This window comes from Streptomyces sp. NPDC005266 (assembly GCF_040607655.1).
Classification (GTDB): domain Bacteria; phylum Actinomycetota; class Actinomycetes; order Streptomycetales; family Streptomycetaceae; genus Streptomyces.
The window spans coordinates 48,582-61,061 of sequence record NZ_JBEXHC010000024.1 but is presented as its reverse complement, the minus strand read 5'-3'; the positions used below and the strand labels follow the sequence as shown (position 1 = coordinate 61,061).

The 12,480-nt window shown below is 70.5% G+C and carries 8 protein-coding genes; 5 read left to right on the top strand and 3 right to left on the bottom strand.

Annotated features, from left to right (window positions below; genetic code table 11):
- Window positions 1-231 precede the first annotated feature (231 nt).
- The 5 genes from ABZU99_RS30125 to fxsT all read left to right on the top strand — a co-directional run bounded on the left by ABZU99_RS30125 (window position 232) and on the right by fxsT (window position 9,732).
- Window positions 232-693: an SRPBCC family protein gene (locus tag ABZU99_RS30125; RefSeq protein ID WP_355952887.1), complete on the top strand. Its 462-nt coding sequence runs from the start codon at window positions 232-234 to the stop codon at window positions 691-693.
- Window positions 694-897: 204 nt separating this feature from the next.
- On the top strand, window positions 898-2,232 hold the full coding sequence (locus ABZU99_RS30120; RefSeq protein ID WP_355952884.1) for an MFS transporter: 1,335 nt from the start codon (window positions 898-900) through the stop codon (window positions 2,230-2,232).
- A 219-nt stretch (window positions 2,233-2,451) separates the two neighbouring features.
- Entirely contained in the window at window positions 2,452-4,077 is a 1,626-nt protein-coding gene (locus ABZU99_RS30115) for a hypothetical protein (protein WP_355952880.1), read from the top strand.
- 38 nt (window positions 4,078-4,115) lie between these two features.
- On the top strand, window positions 4,116-5,222 hold the full coding sequence (locus ABZU99_RS30110; protein ID WP_355952877.1) for a MoxR family ATPase: 1,107 nt from the start codon (window positions 4,116-4,118) through the stop codon (window positions 5,220-5,222).
- A complete protein-coding gene (gene fxsT / locus ABZU99_RS30105; protein ID WP_356048883.1) occupies window positions 5,215-9,732 on the top strand; it encodes an FxSxx-COOH system tetratricopeptide repeat protein in 4,518 nt (1,505 codons plus the stop codon). Before ABZU99_RS30110 ends, fxsT begins: the two co-directional genes overlap by 8 nt.
- 30 nt (window positions 9,733-9,762) lie before the next feature.
- Here the strand turns inward: fxsT and ABZU99_RS30100 are convergent, their stop codons facing one another.
- The 3 genes from ABZU99_RS30100 to ABZU99_RS30090 form a co-directional block, all read right to left on the bottom strand.
- The gene (locus ABZU99_RS30100; protein WP_356048881.1) at window positions 9,763-11,619 is read right to left on the bottom strand and encodes an HEXXH motif domain-containing protein; all 1,857 of its coding nucleotides are present in this window, start codon (window positions 11,617-11,619) and stop codon (window positions 9,763-9,765) included.
- A gap of 125 nt (window positions 11,620-11,744) precedes the next feature.
- A complete protein-coding gene (locus ABZU99_RS30095) occupies window positions 11,745-11,924 on the bottom strand; it encodes a hypothetical protein (protein ID WP_355952868.1) in 180 nt (59 codons plus the stop codon).
- Between the two features lie 115 nt (window positions 11,925-12,039).
- Window positions 12,040-12,408, bottom strand: coding sequence for a hypothetical protein (locus tag ABZU99_RS30090; protein ID WP_355952866.1), 369 nt, complete (start codon window positions 12,406-12,408; stop codon window positions 12,040-12,042).
- Window positions 12,409-12,480: the final 72 nt, after the last annotated feature.

The following is a 12,480-nucleotide window of genomic DNA, read 5'->3' as shown; positions in this document are numbered from 1 at the left end:
TGTGAGGCGGTGCGCCTGTGAGGCGGTGCGCCTGTGGGGCGTGCGTCTGTGAGGCGGTGCGTCCATGGGACGGTGCGTCCACGGGGCGGTGCGTCCACGGGGCGGGCTCAACACCTACCCTGTTCCACACCCCCGGAGCGTTATGCGACGCGGTTCGGGCGGCGTCCCGCGGCCCTCCTCCGCTCGCGTCCTCGCCATCACAGGTCCGCCGCCACCCGTACGTTGGGTTTCATGTATGCCACCCAGGTTTCGCGACGTGTGCAAGCGTCGCCCGCGACGGTCTACCGGGCACTCATCGACCCGGACGCGGTAGCGGCATGGCGAGTGCCCAGCGGCATGACCAGCCATGTGCACGCGTTCGATCCTCGCGAAGGCGGCACCTTCCGCGTGTCCCTCACCTACGACGAGCCGCTGGGCTGCGGAAAGTCGGGCGCGCACACGGACACGTACCGCGGCCACTTCGCGAAGCTCCTTCCCAACGAGTTGGTGGTCGAGGTGATGGAGTTCGAAACCGACGACGGCGCATTGCGCGGCACGATGACGCTGACCACGTCGCTCACCGAGGTGAGCGGCGGGACGGAGATCGTGATGGTGCACGAGGGCGTCCCCGACGACGTACCCCGCGAAGACAACGAACTGGGTACGCGCATGGCCCTGGACAATCTCGCCCGACTGGTCGAATCCCGCGGGTAGCGGGTGGGGGACCCGCCCGCGAAGAGGCCAGGTGGTGCGGGGTGGCGGCGAACGGGCCGGGACGGGGCCCGCGCCCGGCAGTGGTCACTACCGGCGAGTAATGCCCGAGCAAAAACTCCTGCTGTGCGAACCGTTGACCGCCATACCATCCGGTCGGTACGGTCCCCGCACTCCTCGTCCCCGCACCTATCGGAGTGTGCACGCATGGACACGGCACCCCCTTCCCCGCTCGCCGGTACGGCGCAGGCGACCGCTCCCCCCGACCGGCACCGCCGCCGCGTGGCCACCGCGGCCACCCTCGCCTCCGCCGTCGAGTGGTACGACTACTTCGTCTTCGGCATCGCCGCTGCTCTCGTCCTCGGCGATCTCTACTTCCCCCAAGGCAGCCCTTCGACCGGCGTACTCGCCGCCTTCGCGACCTTCGCGGTCGGCTTCCTCGCCCGCCCCATCGGCGGCATCATCGCTGGCCAGCTCGGTGACAAGCGCGGCCGCAAGCCGATGCTCGTCCTCGCGCTCACCCTGATGGGCCTGGCCACCACCGGTATCGGCGTCCTGCCGACGTACGAGACGATAGGCATCGCGGCACCGCTGCTGCTCGTCCTGCTCCGCGTCATGCAGGGCATCGCGGTCGGCGCCCAGTGGGGCGGCGCGATGCTGATGGCCACCGAGTACGCGCCCGAGGGCAAGCGCGGGCTCTACGGCAGCCTGGTGCAGCTCGGGGTGCCGATCGGCGTGGTCACGGCCAACACCGTGTTCCTCACCGCGGGTGCCCTCACCGACGACGCCAGCTTCGCCTCCTGGGGCTGGCGGGTGCCGTTCCTGGTCGGCCTCCTCGTCCTCGCCCTCGCCTGGTACATCCACACCCGCGTCGAGGAGACCCCCGAGTTCCGCGAGGCCGAACAGGCACTGGCCGAGCAGGAGAAGAACGAGCCCCGCTCCCCGCTGCGGACGATCCTGCGCACCCACCTCGGCACGGTGTTCCTCGCCGGCGGCTCCTTCGCCGTGAACACCGCGACGTTCTACATCATCATCACTGGCGTACTGGACTACTCGACCCGCGAACTCCACATGAACCGCGAGTCGGTGCTCACCGTCTCGCTCTGCGTCAGCCTGACCCAGCTCGCGCTGATACCCGCCGCCGCCGCGCTCTCCGACCGCATCGGACGGCTGCGGATCTACGCGGCGGGCGCGGTCGGCCTGCTGGTCTGGGCGGTCCCGCTGTTCCTGCTCATCGACACCAAGTCGCTGCTGTGGCTGGCCGTCGGCACGTTCGTCACGAGCTGTTTCCTCAGCATCATGTACGGGCCGCAGGCCGCCCTGTTCGCCGAGCTGTTCACCGCCGAGATGCGCTATACCGGCGCCTCGCTCGGCTACCAGATCGCCGCGGTGTTCGGCGGAGGTCTGGCGCCGTTCGTGATGGTGCTGCTGCTGGAGGCGACGGGCACCTCGATGGCCGTCTCCGGCTACATCATCGGCCTCGCCGTGATCGCCCTCATATCGATCAGAATTCTCGCAAAACGGGCAGCCGTCCGGGAGTGACCTGGACCGTCCGAGCCGCAGCCGCGGCTGCCTCGGCGCCGGCCCGGTCCTTCCGCGCCGGCGCCACGGCGTCACGACATCGACCGCGGAGCCGTCCCCAGAGGCCCTGGCAAAGGTGGCACGTCCCGGACACCGTGTTCCATGCACGAATAGTGTCCAGTAAGCCGATCGTGCCTCTACGCTAAACGCTCGCGACGATGGGTATGCCGGATAAGCGCGATGCCGGAGCGCGCTTGTCGGGTGCGAGGGGGGACGCACGTGTCGGAGCGGTTCGCGGAAAGCCGTGCGCGGCGCCGGGTGCTGGCGGAGATGGTGACTGTCTTGGGAGGGTCGGTGGCACTGGCCGACGCTCGCGGTCGGCACCAGTGGCGGCGAGAGCTGTCCGAGGCGTTCGGCGGGCTGGAGCTGGAGCCCTATCCAACCTCCCACCAGGAGTTCTTCGAGGCAGTACGGGCCTGCGGCGACCGGAACGGGGGCCTGGAGGTGCTCTTGGAGATCACCGGCTTCGTGGCTCCGGCCCTCACCCACCGGCTGCAGCCCCTGCTCGATGAGTGGAACGCGGCCGATCTGTACCGGGGACGCGACTGGGCGGCGCTGCGGCAGGCGCTCGACATAGGCATACCCGAGTTGAGCGCGATCGTCGCCGAGGTCTGCGGGGACCGGTTCCGCCTCCCTGCCCACTGCCCCACCGCCTGGCACGCCTTCCTCCATCTGGCCTGCCGCAACGCCCCGCCCGGGGGGCTGCCGCCCAGCATGGCCCTGCTGGAGCATCTCGCCCTCCACCCCGACCTGGCCTCCTCGGTGGGCGAGTTGTACGCGTGGAACGATCACTTCGCCCAGGAGTGGGGTGTCGCGGACGGCGACGACGGACTGATCTCGATGCGCGCAGGCCTGGCCGGCGGCCGCACCGCGGATGCCCTGCCTTTGGGCGGCCGCAGCGTGGACGGGCTCGGCTCCGAACCGGAGCGCCCCGTGATCAGGCTGTTCGTCAAGGTGGCACCCGATCTGACCCCCGTGGACGCCAAGCGCAGAAGACAGGGTCGCAGAGAGGCGCGCTACAGACTCGCGGCCCGGGTGCGATACGCGGAATCCTCCGGGCTGCACCAGGAGCCGCAGGGCGAGCCCCGCGACCTGGTGCCGCGCAGCCAGATCCCCGTGGCCGTCGCGGAGCTGCTGACCCGGATGGCGGAGCTGTGGCAGTCGCGCGCCGAAGAAGTGGTGCTGGAGTTCTTCTTGCCGACCGAGCTGCTGAACGAGCCCGTTGAGTGGTGGAATCGCAACCCCCAGCTGGGCTACGCCAACCCGATTTTGAGCAAGTACCACGAAATATTCATTCACAGCCTGGAGCGGGTTCAGCGACGCGAGCTCCACCACGCCTGGCGCATGCGCTGGGCCCGCTGGAAGAGCCGGCCCGAGCAGGCGGACGTCCACTGGTGTGACGCCGAAGGCCGCTCCACGGACGAGCACCTCGCGTTGTTGGACGCGCGGGTCGGGAGACGAGATGAGGTGGTGGCGATGGTGCTCAGCGAGCCCCCGCAACCGAGAAGCGGTCTGGGCCTGCGGGAGCTGCGGCTGGCACTGGACCTGGGGGTCCCCGTGCTGATCCACCATCGCGAGGACAGCGCGTCGGAGGCCTTCCGCAGTGTGGTGCGCGAAGGACTGGCCGAGGACGGTCTGGCGAAGCTTCCCGAGCGTGCGAGACAGTGGAAGAGCGACTGTGCCGCTGGTGGAAATGGTTCGCGGGAAGACCCGGTCAGGGACCTCAGCGTGATCTGGGACAACCCCGAACTGCTCCTCGACGGCGGGCCATGTGCTCCCGCCACTTTCGTAGGGGGGATCGATTGAACACGCCGGAGAGGAGCGGAGAGGCGGCTGGTGCTCCCGTGGCAACGAGCGAGCTCCTGTACCACGGGACGGGCGCGGTGCTGCCCGAGGTCCCGTACGAGGAGCGCCGGTGGCCGGAGGGGCCGCGCTGGCGGACCTTCCAGGGCGGACCCTGTCTGCCGCAGCCGCCCGACGACGACGAGGCCGACCGGCGGCTCGGCCCGGTCGGTGCGGCGCGCAGGCCCTCGGCGGAGGAAGTCCGCCTGGTCAACGCCGCGATCCTGCTGCGGCGCCCGCTGCTGGTCACCGGCCGCCCCGGCGTGGGCAAGTCGACCCTCGCCTATCGCATCGCCCGTGAGCTGCGGCTGGGCAGGGTGCTCCAGTGGCCCATCACCTCGCGGTCGACCCTGGCCTCGGGGCTCTTCGAATACGACGTGATCGGGCGCGCGCAGGCGGGCCAGGCATGGTACGCGGCGCGGCAGCGGTGCGGCGCGGCGGACGGCCCCGACTCCGGCGACACGGCTTTCCGCGACGACGAAGCCCGCGTGGACATCGGTGAGTTCATTCAGCTCGGTCCGCTGGGCACCGCGCTGCTCCCGCATCGCTTACCGAGGATCCTGCTCATCGATGAGCTCGACAAGGGCGACGCCGATCTCCCGAACGATCTGCTCACGCTCTTCGAGGACGGCTGGTACGCCGTGCCACCACTCGTACGAGTGAAGCGCCAGTTCCCCGAAGTGATCGTCCACACCGCGGATCCGGGCAGAACCGCTCCCATTACAGAGGGCCTCGTCACAACTCGTTCATTTCCCATTGTCATCATGACCTCCAATGGGGAGCGGGAGTTCCCTGAGGCGTTTATGCGCCGCTGCCTCCGATTCGATATACCGGACCCCGGCCCGGAGGCACTGGGCGAGCTGGTCGCCGCGCACTTCGCCGACCAGTTGGGGCACATGCACGACAGGCTGGTCCAGGACTTCATGACGCGCAGCGAGCAGGTGAACGGCCTGGCGGCCGATCAGCTGCTCAACGCCGCCCACCTGGCGACCTCCGGCGCGTACACGCATGCCGAGGGCGACGACGCCGAGTGGCGGGCCGTCCTCAGCGCGATCTGGCATCCCCTGAGTCCCGACGTACGCGCCGACGGGGCGGAACCGAGTGCCTGAACGCCCGTCGGTACCCGAGCGGACCGGGACGGGTGGTGCGGCGGAAGCCCCGGCCACCTCCTCCCCGGACCACGGACGCCTGCCCGTCGGCGGGCTGCGGTGGTGGGAGGTGGCGGACGCGCTGTGGCTGGCCCGTCACCACCCGGAGCTGGCCGGGCCGTCAGACCCCGATGGGCCACCTGCCCCCGGGGAGCCGGAGCCCGCCGTACCGGAACCCGAGCCCGATTCTGAGCCCGAGCTTCCGCGGCCGGGCGCTCGGCCATCGGACGGGACGGATCACGAGCCGCCACCCACCGACGAACGTCCGGCGCCCGATGCCCCACCGCCGACGGGCGAGGACACCGATCCGCTCCTCCACTCCTTGGCCCACCGCCCGCCACCAACGGGGCCTTCGCAAGCGCCGCCGCCCCCTCGCGTCGATGGCCCCGCGCCCGGAGGCCGGGCCTGGCACGGGTCCGGGCCGCGAGCCAGGGTGACCGACGGCGTCCACATGATCCGGGTCGGGGACGCGTTACGCCCCCTGCGGCAGTGCGTCCGTTCGGTGCTCCATCAAGAGCTGGACGAGGAGGCGACCGCCGAGCGGCTGGCCGAAGCTCCCGGTCTGCCCCCGGTGATGGGGCCGGGCAGTGAGCCCCGCTGGGACGCGGCCCTGGTGGTCGACGCGGGCCCGCACATGATGCTCTGGGCCGCCCTCGCCCGGCGGTTCGCGGCGGCGCTGCGCCGCCACGGCGGCTTCCGCGATCTGCGGCTGCGTTTTTTGGACACCCGCTCCGACCACCCGGGCGGGATTGTCCTGCGGGGGCCGGACCGCCGGTCGAGAGCCCAGCCGCCGAGGAGCCTGGTCGACCCCACCGGGCGCCGGATCATCCTCGTCCTCACCGACGGCCTCGCTCCCGCCTGGCGCGCGGGCGCCGTGCAGGACGTGCTGGCCGTGTGGGGCCGCCATCAGCCCGTGGCCGTACTCCACACCCTGCCGCAGCGGTTGTGGCACCGCACCGCCCTCGACCCGCGGCGGGTCCGGCTGCGTGCCTCCGGTCCCTGGGGCGCCAGCGCCCCGATGGACTGGGAGTTCACCGAACCCCCCATCGCGACGCCCCCACCGGAAGCGCTCGGCGGCCGGCGCCCGGTGCCCGTGCCCGTCCTGGAGATCGCCGACGAGTGGATCGCCCCCTGGGCCCGCTTCATCGCCGGGGAAGGCCCCCGCTGGACCGAGGTGGCCGCCCTCCTCGTGCCTCCGCACCGGCCCGAACCCCCCTCCGTACGGCCCGAGTACGCCAGGACCCCCGCAGGCGCCGCGGAGCGCGTCGCCCGCTTCCGGGTGTGGGCCTCCCCGGAGGCCTTCTCCCTGGCCACCCGGCTGGCCGCGGTCCCACTCGACCTCCCCGTCATGTACGCCGTACAGTGCCGCACGCTCCCCCGGACGGGCCCGGCCCATCTGGCTGAATTCTTTATGAGTGGTCTGGTCGAGCCCATGCCGGGGAGCGGCGGGGACTCCTTTCTCTTCGGCGAGGGAGTGCGTGAGGAATTGCTCGCTTCCAGCACCCGGCAGGCGACCGAGATGGCGTCGAGGATCGCCGCCGAGATCCTGGCGCCGCACAGCGGTGCCGCCCGCGAGCTGCTCATCCACCTCAGTGGCGAGGACGTCCCGGGAGAGCCCGAGGTCACCGGGGAGAACCTGCATTTCCGAGAAATCGAGCATGTTGTCCTGGATGCCTTGTCCGGGACCCATTTGCGCCGCGCTCGTCGCATTCAGCGCGTCATCCGCACTGCCTGCGCCTCATCGGATCAGCAGATTGGCCCAACGGCGCGCGGAGAGAGCAACCCTGCCGAACACAACGAAGGCCCTGTCACAGTGAATATTCCAGGAACGCCCGAGACGCCTGCCCTCTCGCAGCAGGGAGGTGTAGGCGGCGACGGTGCACATCGAGGAGGTACGACTTTGACCGCGGGTTCCCAGGGCGCGACGACGCCGGAATCGGGCGCGCCGCTCGACCGAGGCTCCTCCGGGCCATCGACGCGCCCCGCCATCTGGGGAAACATGCCGCCGCGGAACCTCGTCTTCACCGGGCGCGAGGATCTGCTGGAGCGCCTGGAGCATGATCTCAGCGACGGCCCGACCGCGGTACTTCCGCATGCGCTGCACGGCATGGGTGGTGTCGGCAAGTCCCAGCTCGCCCTGGAATACGTTTATCGACATGCTTCCCGCTACGACATCGTCTGGTGGATCCCGGCGGAGCGGCCCACTCAGATCGCCCAGGCGCTGGTGGAACTCGCCCAGCGGCTGCGTCTGCCGGTGACCGGCGAGGCCATCACCGCGGTGCCTGCCGTCCTGGAGGCACTGCGCACCGGGAACCCGTACGGCAACTGGCTGCTGGTATTCGACAATGCGGAGAGCCCGGAATCGGTGCAGGAGTTCTTCCCGAGCAGCCCGGAGGGCGGTCCCTCCGGATCCATCCTGGTCACCTCCCGCAATCCGCAGTGGAACACGCTGGCCCATCCGCTGGAGGTGGATGTGTTCGAACGCTCCGAGAGCATCCAGCTCCTGCAGCGGCGCAACCCCGACCTCCCTGACGAGGAGGCGGACCAGCTCGCGGATGTCCTCGGCGATCTGCCGCTGGCGGTCGAGCAGGCATCGGCCTGGCGCGCCGAGACCGGAATGCCCGCGGCGGAATATCTACGGCTCTTCGAGGAGAAGCGGGCCGAGCTGATGTCGGTGTCCCCGCCGACCCAGTACGAGCAGACGGTGGCCACCGCCTGGAACGTCTCGCTGGACCATCTCGCGAACAAGAACCCGGCGGCTCTGCAACTGCTCCAGATCTGCGCGTACTTCGCGTCCGAGCCGGTGGCCAGGTCACTGTTCTCCGGCGCCGCCGTCGAGCCCATCGCCCCCGACCTGGACCGGGCGCTGACCGACCCACTGCGGCTGGGCCGTGCCGTCCGGGAAATCAACCGCTACTCCCTGGCCAAGATCGACCACCGCAACAACTCCATCCAGATGCACCGTCTGGTGCAGGCCGTACTGATCGCCCGGATGACCGAGGAGCAGCGCGAGCGCATGCGGCGCGGCGCGCATATGCTGCTGGCCGCCAACGCCCCGCGCCAGCCCCGCGACCCCGAGCACTGGGGGCGGTTCGCCGACCTGTACCCGCACGTGGTGGTCTCCAGGGCCGTGGAGTCGGACTCCCGCAACGCGCGGCAGATGATCATCAACGTCGCCCAGTACCTCTACTACTGGGGCGACCACGAGGCCGCGCGGGACTTCGGCCAGCAGGCGTACGACGCCTGGAAGGAGAAGTACGGGGAAGGCGATCAGCACACCCTGCTGCTCTGCCGCGATCTGTGGTACGTGCTGTGGCGGATGGGCCGCTACGAGGAGGCCGCGGAGCTGAGCGAGCGCATGCTGGGAGAGGTGCGGGAGCTCGGCTCCGACGCGGAGGAGGAGCTGCTCTCCACCCTCGGTCAGGTGGCCGCCGACCGCCGTGCCCAGGGCGACTTCCGGGGATCCGTGGAGATCGCCGAGGAGGTGTACGAGCGGGCCGTGCGTGCGTACGGCGACGAGGACCCGCTGACGCTGATCCACTCCCACAACATGGCCGTCGCCCTCCGGACCTCCGGCCAGTTCAACCGGGCGTTGGAGCTGGACCAGGAGACTCATCGGCGCAACGTCCTGCTGTACGGCGAGGAGGCGTTCGACAGCCTGCTCTCCGAGATGGGCCTGGCCCTCGACCGGCGCGAGACGGGCGATTACGACCTGGCCGCACGGATGTTCGAGGATCTGGTGGGAGGGTTCCGCAGAGTCTTCGGCGAGACGAACCCGAACACGCTGCGGGCGGTGGGACGGCTGGCGGTCTCCCGGCGCAAGGCGGGAAACCATCCCGGGGCGATCGAGCTCAGCAGGCCCGTCCGTACGGCGCTCACCGAGCGCTACGGCGAGCGGAGTCCGGACTCCTTGATCGCCTCCCTCAACCTGTCAGTGGATCTACGGCAGATGGGGTCGCTGGAGGAGGCCATGCAGTTGGGGCAGTCGACCCGGGATCTGTACGAGGAAGTGTTCGGCGAGGGCCACCCGGACACCACCGCCGCCGACATGGACCTTGCCATCACCCTGCGGCTGGTCAACAAGGTGGACACGGCCCGCACCGTCAACGAGTCGGCGCTCAGGCGGGCCCGGGAGGCCGTCGGCGACACCCACCCCTATGTGCTGATCGCCTCCGCCAACCTGGCCAGTGACATGTTCGTGCAGGGCGACGCCGCCGCAGCCGCCGAACTCGACCGCAGCAACCTTGAAGTGATCAAGAGCACCTTGGGCGAGATGCATCCGACGGCGCTGGTCGTGATGGGCAACCTGGCCTGTGATCTCAGGGCGCTGCGCCGGAACGAGGAGGCCGAGAGGCTGCACACCATGGCGGTCAAGCAGCTCCAGACCACACTCGGCGAAGGCCACCCCGCCTGCGCCGACGCGGCGGCCTGGCGGCGTGCCAACTGCGATGCCGACCCCATGCCGCTCTGACCCGCCGAGGGCGGGCCGGCGGCGCCGGTCTCAGGCCGGCGCCGCGGTACGACCGATGAATGCGGCGACGGCGACGGCATCCACGGGCTCTCCCGTGGCCTCGCCGATCGCCCGGTGCACCGCACGGACCAGTTCCGGGCACCGAAGCAGCGCCCGGCCAGCCGCCTCGTGCCCGCCGGAGGCATCCAGGGCGAGGCGAAGACCCGCCCAGGCACCGGCGGTGGAGCGGAAGGCCGCGCCACCGCCGGGCGCCGGGCCCGGCCCGGCGCTGATCTCCCGCACGTACAGCTCCCGCGCGGCGGCGTTGTCCCCGGAGACGAGAAGGAGGTCGGCGGGCCTGGCGCCCTCGACTGTCGCGCCGAGGCGTTCGGGAGCCTCTCGGAGTTTCGCGAGCTCGGGTTCCATCAGCCGCATCCGCAGCAGTACGGCCCGGGCGTCCAGGTTCCGGCCGGTGGGGTCCGGCACCAGACTGGGCGCCGGGCATCCACACCAGGGAGCGGTGTGCGGATATGGACGACCGCTACGGTCACCCGCCAGCCAGCCCCGGGCCATCTCCGCCACCAGCGACGCGTCCGGTACGAGGTGGTACAGACGCCAGCTCACGGCGTGATCGTCGACGATCTGCCCCGCCTCGAGGACAAGCCCGTCCGGAACAGAGGCGTCCGTCCAGTCCGCCACGGTCTCGGCCAGCTGTCCCAGCAGCCGGCGGCCGAGCGGGGTCAGCTCCGGGTCCTTGCACAGCGAGGGCAGCACCCGTAGTAACTGGCCTCTGCGCAGGGCGAATTCGAAGTGGGCCAGCGCCGCCTCGTCCGGGGGCGCACCACCGCCGAGCACATATCCGCGCCAGAACCGGGCCACGGCGGCGAAGGCGTAGACCCCGTGCACCATCCCGCGCAGCGGCCGCGGATCGTCCCGCCATGGCGCGTACAGGCGCGGCCTGCTCTCCTGCGTGTGCAGGGAGTACATGTGCATCAGGGCGCTGAGCTTACTGTGCTGGACCTCATGGGTGAGGATCGCCGCGAACTGGGCGGCGGCCGCGGGCTGCGACCCTGTCGGCGCCGAAGCGGCCAGCCCTCCCATGCCGTCACCCATCGTGGCGCTGTGCCAGCGGAAGGGTGTCGCCGGGGGCAGCGGCTCGATGGAGCGCACGCAGGCGGCGACATCCTCGGCCGCCTGCGGATCGGCGCGCCGCAACAGGGGCCAGGCGCTCTCCAGCAGATCAGCCCAGTGATCGGCAGGCTCCTCCGACGACGGTGAGCGCTGTCCGGCGGCGTCCGCGGGAAGGATGCGATAGGGGCTGAGGTTACTGAGGTGGATCTCCCTGGGCCCTTCCGGGAGTTCGAGTGCGAGCCTGGCCGGAGGCTGCCATCCGGGGACGGCCCGCCGTGAGTGAAAGGGGACCTCGAGCGCTTCGCCGCCATGGTGCAGAGTCAGCACGTGCCCGTCGAACTCCGCCCGCGCGGGCGCGGCCCCCGGGCCCGGCACGCCGGGCAGGGTTGCGCGTCCCAGCGAGGGAAGCCAGACCGCCCCCGCGCGCGAGGGGAGGCGGAGGGAGAAGGGCAGGCCGGTCCGTACCGCACACGCCGCGGCGATGAGGTGCAGATGCCCGGTGTCCACCCACAGGGGTGGATCCTCGTCCAGTGGAGCACGGCCCCCGTGTAATCGGCGCAGCGTGTGCTGGAGCCAGACGCCGGTTTCGGGAACCAGCAGGATGTCGTCGGTCACCGCGCGGCTCTGCCGCTCGGCCGCGCTGAGCAGATCCCATGCGTGATCGAGGGGCGCCAAGGGGCCGACGGCATCCGGGCGATCAGCCGCCATGGTCATCAGGAGTCCCAGAAGAAGCAGCCGATGGCTGCGCTCCGCGTCCCAGAGGTGGGCGATGACCACCGCCCCGCCACCACCGGCGGCCAGTGCGTCGAAATGGCGCGGGGGAAGCCCATGCCGCGGAGCACGTGCCGAAGACGGATGACGGTCCCGCCCGAAAAGCTCCTCGCCGCCCCTGTCACCAGATGTCACATGGTCCAACTGTTGTTGGTGTCACCGGCGAGGACAGTGGCCGGGCCGCAGAGCTGTGCCAGCAGCCGCTGTTCTATCTGATCCCACTCAAGACCACACCGTGCGCGCAGGTTCTCAAAACTGACGCCCGTCAGATCGAGCAGTTCCGACTCGATGACGGTCCCATGCCGATCCATCCCGCGATGACCTCCCCGATTCCGGGCCTTGACTCCTCCCGTTTCCCCCATCATGTCCCAGCGCAGGAGCGACGGGTAGTCCGCGTCTCGGACACCTTTTCAACCTCATCGGCGTTCAACCACCGTCGAACCCGGGCATCTCGGCCAGAATCTCGGCCAGCTCGCGCAGCGCGTACGACCCGGGGTCCACCACATTCACGGCCTGCCACAGCTGGCTGAGACCGTCGGGAAAGGCCAGACAGGTCTCCACCACGCCCACCAAGTCCACACGGGTGATCGGCGATCGGGGCAGGCTGCCGTGAATCTCGGACGGGAGGAGCCCGAGGACCTGCCCCCGCGCGGCCGGGTCGGCCATCACCGGGACCGCCTCCAGCGCCAGGACCAGCCGCTTGCGCTGGTCGAGCCCCGGCCGGGCGCCCGCCGTGACGGGCGGCTTCGGGCCCTGCCGCTGCCGCTGGTCATGTCCGTGACTCCACTCAGGCATCCGTACCCCCTCCGACGCCGAGAGCTGGATTGTACGCCGCCGCTTCGTGCCGCTTTCGTGCTGTTCTCGACC